Origin of the sequence: Serpens gallinarum (assembly GCF_014836765.1) — a bacterium.
In the GTDB taxonomy this organism is placed as follows: domain Bacteria; phylum Pseudomonadota; class Gammaproteobacteria; order Pseudomonadales; family Pseudomonadaceae; genus Serpens; species Serpens gallinarum.
Map to the genome: position 1 here is coordinate 790,592 of NZ_JACSQG010000001.1, position 16,882 is coordinate 807,473.

Here is a 16,882-nt window from a genome sequence, read left to right on the forward strand (position 1 = left end):
AAGGGTTGCCCGGGCTGTTAACCCCTGATGCTTGCCTTTGTCCTGCACGCCCGTGCTTACAAGGAAACCAGCGCTCTGGTAGACCTGTTTACCCCAGAGGGTCGTCTGCGGGCCGTGCTGCGCGGCGCTCGAAGCAAGTCCGGCAGTCAGGCGCGGCCCTTTTTGCCCTTGGATATCGAGTTGCGCGGGCGCGGCGAACTCAAGACCGTGGCACGATTGGAGTCGGCAGGCGTTCCGAACCTGCTACACGGCGATGCACTGTTCAGCGGGCTTTACCTGAATGAATTGCTGATTCGTCTGTTGCCGATGCAAGACCCTCATCCAATCATCTTCGAGCACTATGCCCTGACTCTTCAGGCCTTGGCCGCCGGCCATGCGCTGCAACCCCTGCTACGCGCATTCGAGTGGCGCTTGCTTGAGCAGCTTGGCTATGGCTTTGCCCTGGACCTCGATCGTCACGGCCAACCCATAGAAGCCGAAGCCTATTATCGCTTGAAGCCGGAGGCAGGCCTGGAGCGTACAGTTGAATTCCAGCCCGGCGTGTTCCATGGTCACGATCTGCTGGCCATGGCCGTCGTCGACTGGAATGACCCTGCAGTGCTGGCGGCTGCCAAACGCCTGATGCGTCAGGCGCTCGCCCCACATTTGGGCGGCCGACCACTGGTCAGCCGCGAGTTGTTCATGAATATCAAGGAGCCTCCTCGTGTCTGACAATCAGCGCATTCTGCTTGGTGTGAATATCGATCATGTGGCGACCTTGCGTCAGGCACGCGGGACGCGCTATCCGGATCCGGTCAAGGCCGCACTGGACGCCGAAGAAGCCGGTGCCGATGGCATTACCGTGCACCTTCGTGAAGATCGGCGGCACATTCAGGACCGCGACGTGCTCCTGCTCAAGGAGTGCCTGCAAACCCGCATGAACTTCGAGATGGGGGTGACCGAGGCAATGCTGGCATTTGCCGAGCGCATCCGTCCGGAGCATATCTGCCTGGTGCCGGAAACCCGTCAAGAATTGACCACCGAGGGTGGCCTCGAAGTGGTTGGCCAAGAGGAGCGAATTGGGGATGCGGTGGCCATGCTGGCCGAACTGGGCAGTGAAGTGTCGCTGTTCATCGATGCCGACGCCCGGCAGATCGAAGCGGCTGCCCGCATCGGCGCCCCGGCCATCGAGTTGCACACTGGGCGCTATGCCGATGCCACCACACCCGCCGAAATGGCCTTGGAGCTGGAGCGGATTCGTCAGGGCGTAGCATTGGGACGACAGCTAGGGCTTATCGTCAATGCCGGGCATGGTCTGCATTACCACAATGTGCACGACGTGGCGGCAATCCCAGGAATCAACGAACTCAACATCGGTCATGCGATTGTCGCTCATGCCTTGTTCGTCGGTTTCAAGCCGGCGGTTCAGGAAATGAAAGCGCTGATTCTCGCTGCCGCAGCGCACCGTTAATTTCTCAAGTAAAGCGAACCGTGGAGCCAGCCTTCAGGTATCGGTCGACGCTACGAGTGGTGTGGATTGCGGATCGACGTGAGCCTGCGGCTGGCTTTCCTGGGTATCGATGATGATGCGGTCGCGCCCGGTGCTTTTGGCCTGATAAAGGCAGCGGTCGGCGCGCTGTAGCCAACTGGTCCAGGGCTCACACGACTGCAAGACGGCGCCACCCATGGATACGGTAACCGGTCCACCGGGACCCAGCAGACCGCTGCGGACCTGTTGATGCAACTGTGCGGCAGCACTTTGCAAGCCGCTGAGCTCGGTGTCCTGCAGAAGCAGGAGAAACTCCTCGCCACCAAAGCGGTAGAGCAGGTCTTCCTGACGGGATGAGCGTTTGATCAAGCGGACAAAGTCGATCAAGACCTGATCCCCGGCAGGGTGGCCAAAACGGTCGTTGATCTGTTTGAAATGATCCAGGTCCATGACGAGTAGTGCTTGCGGTTTACCGTGGCGACGTTTGCGTGAGGCAGCGATTTTCAGATCTGTATCCATCGCCCGGCGATTACGGGCGCCGGTCAGCCCGTCCTGGATGGCAAGAACCTGCAATTGTTCGCGCTGAAGCTGAGTGCGATAGGCAAATATCAGGGTCAGGATGCACGCCATCAGGCTGGTGACCAGGAAAGAGCCCATCTGGTAGTAACTTTCGAAGACGGTACCCGGTTGCCACAGTGAATGGCCGATCAGGCCGGCCAACACCAGCAGGGTGGCAATGCTGGCTTTGCCTGGCGAAACCATGAAGAAGTTGAACAGGATCAAGGGATAGATCCAGAACAGGCCATTCACACCCAGATTGATGGCGATCAGCGTGGCCAGACAGGTAAATACGCAGCACACGTAGAGGCCTGCCTTGGTCGTATTGCCGGTTACCCAGGCAAATATGACGGCGGCCACGGTCGACAGGACAATCACAAGGTCAGAGATTCCAACCAGATAATTGCCCTCCAACAGGCGGTATACGGCGTAGGGCGAAATCCCCAAAACACCGAATAGCCCCATCAGACTGATGATCGAAAGCTGAAAATCAGTGCGCAAGCGCTGTAAAAAGCGTGCAAAAAATCGATCCATGTTTTTTTATATCGAGCTTTTGCATCAAGGATGCCGCGCTTCGCCTGGCCTCGCAATGCTTGCTACTAGCCGTGTGCTATTAGTGGCTTATCAGTCAGCTCGAATTGAGCGATGCGCCACATGTGTTGCTTAAGGTTTGCGTGCAATCAGTACTGCACGTCTCGGGGCCGGCAGACCTTCAACGGTGCGGGATGAGTCGGCAGGATCGAGGAAATCGGCCAGCGATTGAAAGCGCATCCATTCGGTGCTGCGTTGTTCATCGAGGCTGGTCTGGCTGACATCGACACAGCGCACGTTTTCAAAGCCCGCGCGGCGTAACCACAGCTCCAGCGCCGGCACAGAAGGCAAAAACCAGACATTGCGCATTTGTGCGTAACGGTCTTCCGGCACCAGCACCTGATTGGCGTCGCCCTCCACCACCAAGGTTTCCAGCACCAGCTCACCCCCTTTGACGAGGCAGTCCTTGAGCGCCAGCAGGTGATCAATGGGGGAGCGGCGATGGTAGAGCACCCCCATAGAGAATACCGTGTCGAAGCCTTGCAGCTTCTCCGGCAACTCTTCGAGGGCGAAAGGCAAATGCCAGGCGGGCAGATCCGGCAGGTAGCGCTGCATGGCCAGGAATTGGCAGAAGAACAACCAGTTGGGGTCCACGCCGATCACGCTGTCAGCGCCAGCGCCCAACATGCGCCACATGTAATAGCCATTGCCGCAGCCGACATCCAGGACGCGCTTGCCGGTCAGGTCGAGATGCGGACGAACACGCGCCCACTTCCAGTCCGAACGCCATTCCGTATCAACGTGCACGCCAAACAGCTCAAAGGGCCCCTTGCGCCAGGGCGACAGGCCCAGCAAGGCCTCACGCAACTGCGCGCGTACAGGTGCTTCGCAGCCGGCGTCTAGCCGGAACGCCTCTGCCAGTTCAACGTGGCTCGGGCTTAACGCCGGCAGGGCATCCAGTGCCCGTTGCCAGCGTTGCAGGTCGCCATGGCCGATGGTCAGTTTGGCGTCGAGCTGTGTTTGCAAGGTGCTTGCCCAACCGGACAGGGGTGTGCCGGACAGCCGCTGGATCAGGGACGTCAGGTCAATCATGGCAGGGCAATCAGTGAGGCGAAATTTAGGCATTGGAACCAGGGGATGACCTTGGTAAAGCCGGCTGCCAGCAAGCGCTCACGATGTTGCTCCAGGCTGTCTGGCAGCATGACGTTCTCGATGGCGCTGCGCTTCTGGGCAATTTCCAGTTCGCTGTAGCCATTGGCACGCTTGAAATCGAGGTGCAGTTCAGTAAGCAGTGCGTGTTCTTCAGGGTCCTGGAAGCACAGCTTTTCCGAAAGAATCAGCGCGCCGCCAGGCAGGAGGCTCTGATGTATGCGGGTCAGCAATTCGGGGCGCTGGATGGGAGAAATGAATTGCAGTGTGAAATTCAGGGCGAACAGTGAAGCTGGCTGAAACTGCAGCGACAGAATATCCGCCTCGATCACCTCGACGGGTAGCAGCTCTTGGAACATGGAATTTTGAGCCAGCAGGTATTCCTGGCAGCGTTCCACCATTGCGGCGGAATTATCCACGGCGATGATCCGGCATTGCTCGCTGCGTACATGACGGCGCAGAGCCTGGGTCACAGCGCCTAGAGAGCAGCCCAGATCATAGAGTACGGAGTCGGGCTGGGCGAAGCGTGCAGCCAGTACGCCGATGTTTTCGACAATGGTCGGGTAACCGGGTACCGAGCGTTTGATCATGTCGGGAAACACGCGGGCCACGTCTTCGTTGAAGACGAAGTCCGTTACCTGGGCCAACGGCTGGGCAAAAATCTGGTCGGGTTCCTGGCGCATGGCGAGACTACGGTCGTGCGGAAAAGGCAGGCATTTTAGCCAAGAGTGACAGCTTGTGCTTGCTCTCTATCACTCCGCCTGAGCCATCGCTGCAGGACGACCTAGTTGATGGCGTGTGATTTTTCCCTGAAGTGCGACAGCGGGGCTTTGCCTTGCAGTCTTTTGCCCAAGCGGATGCCCGGTAGCTCGATATATTTGTAAGTCAGCGACGACACCAGAATCACAGCCAGCACGGCGGCCACTGCCATCAGATTATCAAGTAACAGGTTTTGGGTGCTGATGTAACCCATGGCGACGATGCCGTGAGGCTCGGCTTGGGAGGGCGCAAGGTGTTCCAGTCCTGGCAACTTCGACAGCTGCAGGGCAAGCCCTTGCAAGGCGGCCAGGATGGCAACGTGAGTCATATAGATGGAAAAGGACCATAAGCCCAGAGCCTGCAACCAGCGCTGCTTGAGCCATCGGGAGACGACGCCGCCTTCAAAGGCAAAGATGAAGATGGTCAGCAAGAGCATCAAGCTGGTGAACAAGTCGCGGTAGAGATAGCTGCTGTCCAGAACCAACACCAGCACCAGCAGTGTGCTGACCTCCAGTACGGTGAATTCTGTGTGGCTCAGTGGCAGGGCTCGCAAACCCATGAATAGCCGGTAGAGCAGGGCTCCGGCAAAGAAACAGCCGACTCCCTTGAGGACTTCTCCTTCCAGTGCGTGAACGTGCATCAGCAAGCTCAGGCACGTCAGTAGGCAAATGAGCGAGAACACGAGGCTGTTGCGTCGTGGTAGCACTACCACAATCAAGCCGAACAGCAGGTATACGTAGTAGCCGACGCTGATAGTCCAGGCGGGCGCGTTGAACGACAGGCTGTCTGCTCCAGGCAGCCAGGCCTGCAGCAGCAGGAGATTGGGGAGGATTTCCTCAAGAGCGACGTTGCCGCTGAACGCCTCGACCGACGCGCCCTGGCCTTGGGCCATCAATTTGCCACTTTCCAGGAGCAGAAACAGGCCGAGCAGGCACAGGTGCAAGGGATACAGGCGGAAGGTGCGAGCAACGGCGAAATCGCGCAGCGCCGCAACACTGGTCAGGCGATGAGCATAGGCGTGGCACAGTACGAAACCGCTCAGGGCGAAGAAGAATTGAATGAACACATGCCCGTTGCGAAAGAACTCCAGCTCGCTGATCGCCAGCAGGATGGGCATGTGAAACAGCACGATGGCGATGGCGGCAAGGCCGCGAAAACTATCCAGAACGGTAAAGCGTTGGTCGGCAGGCATCTTCGAGTCCCTTCCAGTCGATCCCGTTTTAACCATCCGTTGATGCCCTAATTTCGGAACGGATGATGTTCGAGCAGTGTGCGATGCCGACATTCCCTGCGCGGCGAAGTGAAACGCCAGATTTCTGGCGTTTCACTGTGCACTCAGTCACGGTAGACCAAAAAATAGCCGATGCGAGTTTTTACCGAATTTTTTAGCAGCGAAAAAACGGGCCACGGGCCGCGTCTAGAGCGGCGCGTGGCGCCTGGTCGTTCTGTTAGAACAGCAGCTTAGCCACATCGGCAAAGTGCTGCGCGAAGTGCACGGTGAGGCCACTCTTGAGGTAATCCGGCAACTCGTCGAAGTCGCCACGGTTGGCCTCGGGAAGGATTAGCTCGAAGATCTTTTGCCGGCGCGCGGCGATGACCTTTTCGCGTACCCCACCAATGGCCAACACCTGTCCGGTCAAGGTCAGCTCGCCGGTCATGGCCACGCCCTTTTTCGGCGCCTGGTTGCGGGCCAGGGAGAGCAGGGCGCTGGCCATGCTGATACCCGCGCTCGGGCCATCCTTGGGCGTTGCGCCTTCCGGGACGTGCAAATGCACAAAGGCCTGGTCGAAGAATACCGGGTCGCCGCCGTACTGGTTGAGGTGCGAACTGATATAGCTGTAGGCGATTTCCGCCGACTCCTTCATCACCTCGCCCAGCTTGCCGGTGAGCTTGAAACCGCGATTGAGGGTATGAATGCGGGTCGCCTCGATCGGCAAGGTGACGCCGCCCATGCTGGTCCAGGCCAGGCCGGTGATCACGCCGACGCCGGCGAGCAGCCGTTCGCGACGGAAGATGGGCACGCCCAGGGATTCTTCCAGATCCTTGGGACCAATGCGGATGCTGCGTTCAGGATCTTCCAGCAGGCCCACGACGGCCTTGCGCACCAGTTTGCCGAGCTGTTTTTCCAGTTGCCGCACACCAGCCTCGCGGGCATAACCCTCGATCACTGCCTTGAAGGCGGCATCGCTGATGGACAGGCGATCCTTAGGTACGCCGGTTTTGGCCAACAGTTTGGGCCAAAGATGGCGCTTGGCAATGGCCAGCTTTTCCTCGGTGATGTAGCCGGACAGGCGAATGATTTCCATGCGATCGAGCAGCGGACCGGGAATCGAGTCCAGGGTATTGGCGGTGCAGATGAACAGGACCTTCGACAGGTCCAGGCGCAGGTCCAGATAGTGGTCGAGAAACTCAACGTTCTGTTCCGGATCGAGGGTTTCCAGTAGCGCCGAGGCCGGGTCGCCTTGGTGGCTGGCGCCGAGCTTGTCGATTTCGTCGAGCATGATCACCGGGTTCATCACTTCGACCTCCTTGAGCGCTTGCACCAGCTTGCCGGGCAGGGCACCGATGTAGGTGCGACGATGCCCCTTGATCTCTGCCTCATCGCGCATGCCGCCGACGCTGAAGCGGTAAAAGGGCCGGCCCAGCGTCTCGGCGATGGACTTGCCGATGCTGGTCTTGCCCACACCGGGCGGGCCGACCAGGAGCACGATGGAGCCGGCCACTTCGCCCTTGAAGGCGCCGACCGCTAGAAACTCGACGATGCGTTGCTTGATGTCGTCCATGCCCGCGTGATGCTTGTCGAGCACTTTGCGCGCGCGCGCCAGGTCCAGTTTGTCCTTGCCATAGACGCCCCAGGGGATACTGGTAGCCCAGTCCAGGTAATTGCGCGTGACAGCGTATTCCGGCGAGCCGGTTTCCAGGATCGACAGCTTGTTGAGTTCCTCGTCGATGCGCTTTTTCGCTGTCGGCGGTACGGTCTTGCCCACCAGGCGTGCGCGAAACTCATCCGCATCGGCGCTGCGATCATCCTTGGTGATGCCCAGCTCATGCTGGATGATCTTCAGCTGTTCCTTGAGAAAGAACTCGCGCTGATGCTCGCTGATCTTGCGATTCACTTCGGCGGAAAGTTCGTTCTGCAAGCGCGCTACTTCGACTTCCTTGCGCAGCAGCGGCAGCACTTTCTCCATGCGTTTGAGCACCGGCACGCAGTCCAGCACGTCCTGCAATTCATCGCCCGGCGCACTGGTCAGCGCGGCGGCGAAGTCGGTGAGCGGTGAGGGGTCATTGGGGCTGAAGCGATTCAGGTAGTTCTTGAGCTCTTCGTTGTACAGCGGGTTGAGCGGCAGCAGTTCCTTGATCGCATTGATCAATGCCATGCCATAGGCCTTGACCTCATCGCGCGAGTCTTCGGCGCTGCGCGGATAATCCACTTCAACCAGATACGGCGGCTTGCGGCGCAACCACCCACGGATGCGCACGCGGGTCAGCCCCTGGGCGACAAATTGCAACTGGCCGCCTTCCCGGCTGGCATGGTGCACACGCACCACGGTGCCGTGTTCGGGCAAGTTGTCCGGATCGAAGTCGACTGTCTCGCTCGACGCGGGCTTATCGAGGAAAAACAGCGCCAGGCAGCGATGGTCGGTGTTGGCTACACGTTGCAGCGTTTCGCTCCAGGGATGCTCATTGACGATGACGGGCAGGACCTGGGCGGGAAAGAAGGGGCGATTGTGGACCGGGATGACATATAGCTTGTCTGGCAGAGCCTGACCGGGCAGGGCGAGTTGTCCGGTGACAATTTCCGGGGCATTGGCCTGATCGTTCATGGAAATACCTAAAAAGAGGACCTGCCTATCTAGATGGGACTGATGGCGAAGGTTTTCAACCAGTGGGTGTTGGGGCAAAAACTTCTATAAACGTTACGATATAACATGGTAACTTTGCCGCCCTCGCAATCCTTGGCCAGCGTGCAAAGCGTCTGGATCAGGGTTCCCTCTGCCGTTTTTTGAGAGCACACCATGTCCCGCAGTTACCCTTGGATGGCCTTAGCCATCGGCTTTGTCTGGATGCCGGCCGGTACGGCTGCCGAGCGCATCGAGCTTGAAACCAGCCTGATCAGTGCCAGCGCCCTGCCACGGAAAAACCATGATATGACCCATTCAAGCGAGGTGCTCGAAGGGGACACACTGATTCAGCGCCGGGCGGCGACCCTGGGCGAAACCCTTGATGGCGTGCCGGGCATGCATGCGGCCAGCTTTGGCGCCGGTGCCAGTCGCCCGGTGATCCGTGGTCTGGATGGCGGTCGCGTGAAAGTGCTCAGCGATGGCGTCGATGTGATGGATGCGTCGACCGTCAGCCAGGATCATGCGGTGGGTGTCGAGCCGTTCCTGGCCGAACGCATCGAGGTCCTCAAGGGGCCGGCAACGTTGTTGTATGGCGGCGGCGCCATCGGCGGGGTGGTCAATGTGGTCGACAAGAAAGTGCCCACCCATGTGCCGGAAAAAGGCTACGAAGGCGAGCTGGAAATGCGCGCCAACAGCGTGGCGAACGAAGGCGCCGGCGTGTTTGGACTCACCGCCGGGACTGGCCACTTTGCGGTGCGCGTCGAGGGCGTCAAGCGCCAGGCGGATGAATATGAAATTCCGGGTGCCGCCGGTAAGCAGGTCGGCTCCTACAACGACACCGACAGCTATAGCCTGGGCGGCAGCTTCGTTGGGGCGCGTGGCTACCTCGGCCTGGCCTACGGCCGGCAGCAAAACCGCTACGGCCTGCTGGCTCATGCGCACGTTGACTGCGACCCGCACGGCAATCATTGGCACTGCGGTGAACACGGCCATGACCACGATCACGACCACGGCCATGAGGAAGAAGAACATGGCCATGAGCATGGCGGCACAGTGCCCTACATCAGCATGCAGCAGGATCGCTGGGACCTGCGCGGCGAATTGACTGATCCCTTACCGGGCTTTGAACTGGCGCGCCTGCGGGTCGGCTACAGCGATTATCGGCATGCCGAGATCGAGGCGGGCGAAAAGATGGCTGTGTTCGCCAGCGAAGCCCATGACGCGCGTCTCGAGCTGACTCACCAGCCGCTGCTGGGCTGGCATGGTGTGCTGGGTGCGCAAACCAGCGAGCGGGACTTTGCGCGCCTAACGTCCGAGTACCCCATGCCGCAAACCCTGACCCGTAACCACGCGCTGTTCCTACTGGAGGAATACACCGCCGGCGCGTGGCGCTATGAGCTGGGGGCGCGTCACGAATGGCAGACAATCGATGCCGTAGCCAGCTACGTAGGCACCGACCATGTCGGTCGCTCCTTTTCGGCCGGCGCGGTATGGACCTTCGCGCCGGCCTATTCGCTGGGCTTCTCGCTGTCCCGAGCACAACGCCTGCCCACCGCCGAAGAGCTGTATGCCTACGGCCCGCATCCCGCCAGCCGGACCATTGAGCGCGGCAATCTAGCGCTGCGGGAAGAAACCTCCCACAACGCCGAAGTTACTCTACGCAAGTTCGTTGGTCCGACCACCTTTACCTTCAGCGCGTTTCGCAACCAGGTGGATGATTTCATCTATGCCGCCGACCTTGGCCGTCATCCGGGCGGCGGTTACCGCGAAGTCGAATACCGTCAGGAAGATGCCGTTTTGAGTGGCGTCGAAGGCGAGGTGCGCCATCAGTTCACCGAAAGCTTCGCCGCCACGCTGTTCGGCGACCGTGTGCGCGGCGAGCTCAAGGACGGCGACGCCCTGCCGCGCATACCCGCCGGCCGTCTGGGCGTCCGCCTTGAGCAGAGCTTCGGTGCATCCGTGGAGGGTCAGTTGGAGTTCTACCGGATGCAGCGCCAGGACGACATTGCCGACTTCGAAACCGAAACCGCCGGCTACAACAGACTGGGCGCCAGCCTCGGCTACCACGGCACCCTGAGCCAGGCCGACTATCAGCTGTACCTCAAGGCCGATAACCTGCTTGACGCCAAGGCGCGCGAGCACAGCTCACTGATCAAGGATGAGGTGCTGTTGGCGGGACGCAATCTGACGCTGGGCGCGCGCCTGACGTTCTGAATCGCCGGTCAGCTCGAATCCCGACCCGGTTGTACCGCTGGTCGGGATATTTTCTATGGCTTGGTCAACAAGTCATGGATAATCCTGTCGCCCGCAACAGCCGAGTCAGAGAGTCTACGCTCTGGTTAGATGTCGGTTTGTCCGGGAGTGCCAACTGCCTCCAGTTGGCATTTTTTGTTCGTGATGAAGCTGGCTTCTCTTCATCCGCAAGAATAAGGAAAACGCCATGACCTTCACTAACCCCCTCTGGGTAACCTTCGTCCTGTATATCCTGGCGATGGTACTCATCGGTTTCATTGCCTATCGCGCCACCAAGAACTTCGACGATTACATTCTGGGCGGCCGCAGCCTGGGCAGTTACGTCACGGCGCTGTCCGCCGGCGCTTCCGACATGAGTGGCTGGCTGTTGCTGGGCCTGCCGGGGGCCATATTCGTTTCCGGGCTTTCGGAAAGCTGGATTGCCATCGGCCTGATCATCGGTGCCTGGCTTAACTGGCAATTCGTCGCCGGTCGACTGCGCGTGCATACCGAGCACAACCACAATGCATTGACGCTGCCGGATTACTTCACTCACCGTTTCGAGGACAAGAGCCGCCTGCTGCGCATCTTTTCCGCGCTGGTGATCCTGGTGTTCTTCACGATCTACTGCGCCTCGGGCGTGGTAGCCGGTGCGCGGTTGTTCGAAACCACCTTTGGCCTGCCCTACGATACCGCCCTGTGGGTCGGTGCGGCGGCAACCATCCTTTATGTCTTTGTCGGCGGCTTCCTGGCGGTGAGTTGGACCGACACCGTGCAAGCCACGTTGATGATCTTTGCCCTGTTGATTACACCGCTGTTCGTGGTGCTGGCTCTCGGCGATTTCGGCGCGGCCATGGACACCATTGCCATGCAGGATCCGGCCAATTTCGACATGTTCAGGGGCCTGTCCTTCATCGCCATCATCTCGCTGCTCGGCTGGGGTCTGGGCTATTTCGGACAGCCGCACATCCTGGTGCGCTTCATGGCCGCCAGCTCGGTCAAGGCCATTCCCAACGCCCGGCGCATCGGCATGACCTGGATGATTCTCTGCCTGGGCGGTGCCGTGGCGGTGGGCTTCTTCGGTATCGCCTATTTCGCCGACCATCCCGATGTGGCCGGCCCCGTGACCGCGAACGGTGAGCGGGTATTCATGGAGCTGGTGAAGATTCTCTTCAACCCCTGGGTGGCCGGTGTGATCCTGTCCGGTGTGCTGGCGGCGGTAATGAGTACCTTGAGCGCCCAGCTGCTGGTTTCCTCGAGCGCCCTGACCCAGGACTTCTACAAGTCCTTCCTGCGCAAGCACGCTTCGCAGACTGAGCTGGTCTGGGTCGGTCGCGCCATGGTGCTGATGATTGCACTGATCGCCATTGGCATTGCCTACAACCCGGAGAGCAAGGTGCTGGGGCTGGTGTCCTATGCCTGGGCAGGCTTCGGTGCTGCCTTCGGTCCGGTGGTGCTGATTTCGGTGCTATGGAAGCGCATGACCCGCAACGGCGCCCTGGCCGGTATGTTGGTCGGTGCGATCACCGTGGTGGTGTGGAAGAACTTCATTGGCCTGGGGCTGTACGAGATTATCCCGGGCTTCATCCTGGGGTCTCTGGCCATCGTGGTGTTCAGCCTGCTGGACAAGGAACCCAATGCTGCGATCCAGGAACGCTTTGACGTGGCGGAGAAGGAATATCAGGACGCGCATATCTGACGTGTGCATCTTCCGGCCCGCTTCTGCGGGCCGGAAGTAATCGCATCCTTGCAAGCGAAGATTTGCGAAACACGCCACGTTTCAGTTCAACACATACCGCCGCGGGAGCAGCGGTTCTGGCAACGGCTCGCCGAGCACTTCCAGCACATCCCTTTCAAGACTGCGCACCAGGGCATTGAGTGGCAGGTCGTTGTCGGCGAGGCCGAACGGATCTTCCAGTTCGTCTCCCAGCGCATCCAGGCCGAAGAAGGTGTAAGCGATGATCGCCACCACGATCGGCGTCAGCAGTTGCAGCGAGCTGACCAGGCCGAACGGCAGTAGCAGGCAGAATAGCCAGGCGGTGCGATGCAGCAACAGCGAGTAAGCGAAAGGGGTCGGGGTATTCTTGATCCGCTCGCAGATCGCCTGAGATGCGCCCAAGGCGTCCAGGTGCCCAGCCAGGCGCGGGTAAAGAATATCGCTCAGGCGCCCCTCTTGTACGCAGGCAGCCAGATCCTGATGCATCCAGTACAGCAGGGAGTCCGGCACATTGCGCCGAGTCTGCAGGCGAGCGAGCTCTTCGGCGCTGACCCGCTCGCGAATGGCGGCGAGCGTATCCTCGTGACGCAGCTGAGCCACCAAGGCGTAGGCGAAGGCAATGCTGCGCTTGAGCAGGCGTTCGCGCAGCGCAGCGTTCTGCTCGCCAACCAGCAGCGCCTGGGATTCGCGGGCCAGGCTGCGGGTCTGGATGATCAGTTCGCCCCACTGTTTACGTGCTTCCCACCAGCGGTCGTAACAGGTGCTGTTGCGAAAGCCGAGGAACACCGAGAGCGCCACACCCAGCAGGGAGAACGGGGGAGCGCTCAGGCCCTTGAGCGAGTTGAGCAGTCCGTTTTCATAGCACGCCACCACCACGCAGGCCAGGAGGCTGATGAAGGCAATCTTGAGGGCAATTTGGGGAAGGATGGAACCGCGAAGAATAAAAAACAGCTGCAGCGCGCCAGGGCGCGGACGAACGATCATTGACGTGGATGTCCACAATAGGAGGGAGCAGGGCAGGAGAAACGCGGCGATTATGCGCCGCGTCTCAGAGCCTCACCAGTCATCCGGTCCCTACCGTGGGCGCGACAAATTGGCACAGGATGAAAGCATCCAGTACCTTCGTTTCGACTGGCTAGCGTGATTGCTTGGGAGCCGCGCTAACCCCTTCCAGCGTGGCAAAAGAGGTGTCCTTAGCGGTGAGCAGAAAATCGCGCATGAAGGGTGCATCCAGCATGTCGCTGCGGATGGCTGCGTGCAGGGTGGAGAACAATCCCTTCTCGCCCAGCCGCTTGGCCGTCACGTAGCCACGGGCGCTGTATTCATGCAGCGCCCAGTTGGGCAGGCAGCACACGCCGCGTCCGCTGGCGACCAGTTGGGTCATCATCACGGTCAGCTCCGAGGTACGCACCTGAGCCGGCTCGACATCGGCCGGCTCCAGGAAGCGCGTAAAGATATCCAGGCGGTCGCGCTCCACCGGATAGGTGATCAGGGTTTCCCGAGCCAGGTCATCGGGCACGATGAATGGGCGGCTGGCCAGCGTATGTTGATTGGCCACCGCCAGCAGTGCCTCATAGGTAAACAGTGGCACATAGGTAATGCCGCTCAGTTCGACCGGGTCGGAGGTCACCACCAGGTCGAGATCGCCACGGGCCAGTGCCGGCAATGGCGCGAAAGAAAATCCCGAGGCCAAGTCCAGCTCCACTTCGGGCCAGGCATCGCGGAACTGATCGATGGTCGGCATCAGCCACTGGAAGCAGCTGTGGCATTCGATGGCCATGTGCAGCCGCCCAGCCGTGCCGCCGGCCAGACGTGCCAGGTCACGCTCGGCGCCGCGCAGTTGTGGCAGTAGTGTGTCAGCCAGCTGCAGCAGGCGCAGGCCTGCGCTGGTGAAACGCACCGGCTTGGTTTTGCGCATAAATAGGGACATGCCCAGCCGCTCTTCCAGCTCCTTGAACTGGTGGGATAGCGCCGACTGGGTGAGATGCAGGCGCTCGGCGGCCTCGACCAGGCTCCCCGACTCGCGCAATGCATGAAGGGTTCTCAGGTGACGGACTTCCAGCATTGATAAATTCCAGGTTCGGACACAAGAAAGCATGAGTGCTGTTCATGATGGCCGCGAAGTTTCGCCCAAACTACCTTGCGTGTCGAGCTCGTTTAAATATGAGTAAATCTATTGATTAACAATAGAATCTTGAGTTTGTTTCAATTCGCAAGAGCGCTGAGAATGTCGGCATCATTGATGGAGACAGCTTCATGGCAATCACTCACACCCTTGGATTCCCCCGTATCGGTCATGACCGAGAGCTGAAGAAAGCCCTCGAAGCCTATTGGCAAGGCAGCCTGGATGAAGCGGGCCTGCGTCAGGTGGGCCGTGAGCTGCGGGCTGCTCATTGGCAGGTGCAGCGCGATGCTGGCATCGATTTGCTGCCGGTCGGTGATTTCGCCTGGTACGACCAGGTGCTTAACCATTCGTTGTTGTTCGGGGTGATCCCCGAGCGTTTCCGCCCCGCCGGCGGCCAGCCCGGGCTGGACACGCTGTTCAGCATGGCACGCGGTGCCACAAAGAGCTGCTGCGGCGGTGGTGTCCAGGCGCAGGAAATGACCAAGTGGTTCGACACCAACTACCATTACCTGGTCCCGGAATTCACCGCCGACCAGCAGTTTCGCCTGAGCTGGGAACAGCTGTTCGAAGAAGTTGATGAGGCACGCGCGCTGGGCCATGAGGTCAAGCCGGTGTTGATCGGTCCGCTGACTTACCTGTGGCTGGGCAAGGCCAAGGGCGAGGCCTTCGACAAGCTGGAGCTGCTCGAACGATTGCTGCCGCTGTACGGCGAAGTGCTTCAACGTCTGGCTGGGCAAGGCGTTGCGTGGGTGCAGATCGACGAACCCATCCTGGTGCTGGATTTGCCGCAGGACTGGAAGAGTGCCTTCGAGCGGGCCTATAACCTGCTGCAGCGCGAGCCGCTGAAGAAGCTGGTGGCGACCTATTTCGGCGGCCTGGAAGACAACCTGGGCCTGGCCGCCAACCTGCCGGTGGACGGCCTGCACATCGACCTGGTGCGTGCTCCCGAGCAATACCCGACCATTCTCGACCGCCTGCCGGCCTACAAGGTGCTGTCGTTGGGTGTGGTTAATGGCCGCAACGTCTGGCGCTGCGATCTGGAACCGGTGCTGACGCTGCTGCAGGAGGCCCACCAACGCCTCGGCGAGCGCTTGTGGGTGGCGCCGTCCTGCTCGTTGCTGCACAGCCCGGTGGACCTCGAGCGTGAAGACCAACTGGATGGCGAACTGAAAAGCTGGCTGGCCTTCGCCGTGCAGAAATGCCGCGAAGTTGCGCTGCTTGCTAAGGGCGTGAACGAGCCGGAACACCCCGTCGTGCAGGCCGCGCTGACCGAAAGCCGCGCCGTGCAGGCCAGCCGCGCCGCCTCGCCGCGCATTCACAAACCGCAGGTGCGTGACCGTCTGGCGGCGATCAAGCCGCGCCACAGCCAGCGTCATTCGCCGTTTGCCGAGCGCAGCGCATTGCAGCGGGCGCGTCTGCAATTGCCGTTGTTCCCGACCACGACCATCGGCTCGTTCCCGCAGACACCGGCGATCCGCCTGGCCCGCCAGGCCTACAAGCAGGGCAAGCTGTCGCTGACCGACTACACCGAAGCGATGCACGCCGAGATCCGCCATGCGGTGGCGGTGCAGGAACAGTTAGGTCTGGATGTGCTGGTGCATGGCGAGGCCGAACGCAATGACATGGTCGAGTACTTTGCCGAACAGCTGGACGGCTACGCCTTTACCCGTTTTGGCTGGGTGCAAAGCTACGGCTCGCGCTGCGTCAAACCGGCGGTGATTTATGGCGACCTGAGCCGTCCCGCGCCGATGACCGTGGAGTGGATTCGCTATGCCCAGCAACAAACCGCCAAGGTGATGAAGGGCATGCTCACCGGCCCGGTCACCATGCTGATGTGGTCGTTCCCGCGCGAAGATGTGTCGCGCGAGATCCAGGCCCGCCAATTGGCGCTGGCGATCCGCGACGAGGTGTGCGACCTGGAGGCCGCCGGCATTCGCATCGTGCAGATCGACGAAGCGGCGTTTCGCGAAGGGCTGCCGTTGCGCCGCACGGCCTGGAAGGCGTATCTGGAGTGGGCGGTGGATGCCTTCCGCTTGTGTGCCAGTGGCGTGCGCGACGAAACGCAGATCCACACGCATATGTGCTACAGCGAGTTCAATGATGTGATCGAAGCGATAGCCGCGATGGACGCCGACGTGATCACCATCGAGACCTCGCGCTCGCAGATGGAGCTGCTGGAAGCCTTCCGCGATTTCCACTACCCCAACGACATCGGCCCGGGCGTCTACGACATCCACTCGCCCCGTGTGCCGGACACGGCGGAAATGATTCAACTGCTGCAACAAGCGGTGAAACGCATCCCCGCCGAACGGCTGTGGGTCAACCCGGACTGCGGCCTGAAAACCCGCGCCTGGCCGGAAACCGAAGCGGCGCTGATCAACATGGTGGCGGCGGCACGGCAGTTGCGCGGGCAGTTTGCCTAAGGGCGGCCGATAGCGGGGAAAAGTAGGGTGGATCACGCGTTCTCGATCCACCGGGTGGCGATCCACCGGGTGGCGCTC

Annotated in this window: 12 protein-coding genes; 5 read left to right on the top strand and 7 right to left on the bottom strand. The window is 60.5% G+C overall.

Going from position 1 to position 16,882, the window contains the following annotated elements; all coding sequences use genetic code 11:
* The first annotated feature begins 27 nt into the window (after nucleotides 1-27).
* Nucleotides 28-711: a DNA repair protein RecO gene (gene recO / locus H9642_RS03675; RefSeq protein ID WP_251835039.1), complete on the top strand. Its 684-nt coding sequence runs from the start codon at nucleotides 28-30 to the stop codon at nucleotides 709-711.
* Nucleotides 704-1,450, top strand: coding sequence for a pyridoxine 5'-phosphate synthase (gene pdxJ / locus H9642_RS03680; RefSeq protein WP_251835040.1), 747 nt, complete (start codon nucleotides 704-706; stop codon nucleotides 1,448-1,450). The genes recO and pdxJ overlap by 8 nt, the downstream gene beginning before the upstream one ends.
* A 33-nt stretch (nucleotides 1,451-1,483) precedes the next feature.
* Here pdxJ and H9642_RS03685 read toward each other — a convergent pair whose 3' ends face one another.
* The 5 genes from H9642_RS03685 to lon all read right to left on the bottom strand — a co-directional run bounded on the left by H9642_RS03685 (nucleotide 1,484) and on the right by lon (nucleotide 8,289).
* Complete coding sequence (locus tag H9642_RS03685) at nucleotides 1,484-2,560, bottom strand: GGDEF domain-containing protein (RefSeq protein WP_251835041.1); 1,077 nt, start codon at nucleotides 2,558-2,560, stop codon at nucleotides 1,484-1,486.
* A 129-nt stretch (nucleotides 2,561-2,689) separates the two neighbouring features.
* The gene (gene cmoB / locus H9642_RS03690; protein WP_251835042.1) at nucleotides 2,690-3,649 is read right to left on the bottom strand and encodes a tRNA 5-methoxyuridine(34)/uridine 5-oxyacetic acid(34) synthase CmoB; all 960 of its coding nucleotides are present in this window, start codon (nucleotides 3,647-3,649) and stop codon (nucleotides 2,690-2,692) included.
* Nucleotides 3,646-4,389, bottom strand: coding sequence for a carboxy-S-adenosyl-L-methionine synthase CmoA (gene cmoA, locus H9642_RS03695; RefSeq protein ID WP_251835043.1), 744 nt, complete (start codon nucleotides 4,387-4,389; stop codon nucleotides 3,646-3,648). The genes cmoB and cmoA overlap by 4 nt, the downstream gene beginning before the upstream one ends.
* Nucleotides 4,390-4,490: 101 nt before the next feature.
* The gene (locus H9642_RS03700; protein WP_251835044.1) at nucleotides 4,491-5,657 is read right to left on the bottom strand and encodes an acyltransferase family protein; all 1,167 of its coding nucleotides are present in this window, start codon (nucleotides 5,655-5,657) and stop codon (nucleotides 4,491-4,493) included.
* A gap of 256 nt (nucleotides 5,658-5,913) precedes the next feature.
* A complete protein-coding gene (lon, locus tag H9642_RS03705; RefSeq protein WP_251835045.1) occupies nucleotides 5,914-8,289 on the bottom strand; it encodes an endopeptidase La in 2,376 nt (791 codons plus the stop codon).
* Nucleotides 8,290-8,481: 192 nt separating this feature from the next.
* Between lon and H9642_RS03710 the strand changes: the two genes are divergently transcribed.
* Nucleotides 8,482-10,521, top strand: coding sequence for a TonB-dependent receptor (locus H9642_RS03710; RefSeq protein WP_433962660.1), 2,040 nt, complete (start codon nucleotides 8,482-8,484; stop codon nucleotides 10,519-10,521).
* A 226-nt stretch (nucleotides 10,522-10,747) separates the two neighbouring features.
* Nucleotides 10,748-12,238: a sodium/proline symporter PutP gene (putP, locus tag H9642_RS03715; protein ID WP_251835046.1), complete on the top strand. Its 1,491-nt coding sequence runs from the start codon at nucleotides 10,748-10,750 to the stop codon at nucleotides 12,236-12,238.
* Between the two features lie 81 nt (nucleotides 12,239-12,319).
* Here putP and H9642_RS03720 read toward each other — a convergent pair whose 3' ends face one another.
* Nucleotides 12,320-13,240 (bottom strand): bestrophin family protein, encoded by a 921-nt coding sequence (locus H9642_RS03720; RefSeq protein ID WP_251835047.1) that lies wholly within the window; start codon nucleotides 13,238-13,240, stop codon nucleotides 12,320-12,322.
* Nucleotides 13,241-13,391: 151 nt separating this feature from the next.
* A complete protein-coding gene (metR, locus tag H9642_RS03725) occupies nucleotides 13,392-14,321 on the bottom strand; it encodes a transcriptional regulator MetR (protein ID WP_251835048.1) in 930 nt (309 codons plus the stop codon).
* A gap of 191 nt (nucleotides 14,322-14,512) precedes the next feature.
* On the opposite strand from metR, the gene metE reads away from it, so the two are divergent.
* Nucleotides 14,513-16,804 carry a 5-methyltetrahydropteroyltriglutamate--homocysteine S-methyltransferase gene (metE, locus tag H9642_RS03730; protein WP_251835049.1) on the top strand — a complete coding sequence of 764 codons (2,292 nt, stop codon included), beginning with the start codon at nucleotides 14,513-14,515 and terminating at the stop codon, nucleotides 16,802-16,804.
* The last annotated feature ends 78 nt before the right edge of the window (nucleotides 16,805-16,882 follow it).

Bases quoted from the DNA above. Each gene is read 5' to 3' on its own strand.
- H9642_RS03700 (WP_251835044.1), bottom strand. From the start codon at position 5,657: ATGCCTGCCGACCAACGCTTTACCGTTCTGGATAGTTTTCGCGGCCTT.
- H9642_RS03710 (WP_433962660.1), top strand. From the start codon at position 8,482: ATGTCCCGCAGTTACCCTTGGATGGCCTTAGCCATCGGCTTTGTCTGG.
- lon (WP_251835045.1), bottom strand. From the start codon at position 8,289: ATGAACGATCAGGCCAATGCCCCGGAAATTGTCACCGGACAACTCGCC.
- cmoB (WP_251835042.1), bottom strand. From the start codon at position 3,649: ATGATTGACCTGACGTCCCTGATCCAGCGGCTGTCCGGCACACCCCTG.
- putP (WP_251835046.1), top strand. From the start codon at position 10,748: ATGACCTTCACTAACCCCCTCTGGGTAACCTTCGTCCTGTATATCCTG.
- metE (WP_251835049.1), top strand. From the start codon at position 14,513: ATGGCAATCACTCACACCCTTGGATTCCCCCGTATCGGTCATGACCGA.
- cmoA (WP_251835043.1), bottom strand. From the start codon at position 4,389: ATGCGCCAGGAACCCGACCAGATTTTTGCCCAGCCGTTGGCCCAGGTA.
- H9642_RS03685 (WP_251835041.1), bottom strand. From the start codon at position 2,560: ATGGATCGATTTTTTGCACGCTTTTTACAGCGCTTGCGCACTGATTTT.
- metR (WP_251835048.1), bottom strand. From the start codon at position 14,321: ATGCTGGAAGTCCGTCACCTGAGAACCCTTCATGCATTGCGCGAGTCG.
- H9642_RS03720 (WP_251835047.1), bottom strand. From the start codon at position 13,240: ATGATCGTTCGTCCGCGCCCTGGCGCGCTGCAGCTGTTTTTTATTCTT.
- recO (WP_251835039.1), top strand. From the start codon at position 28: ATGCTTGCCTTTGTCCTGCACGCCCGTGCTTACAAGGAAACCAGCGCT.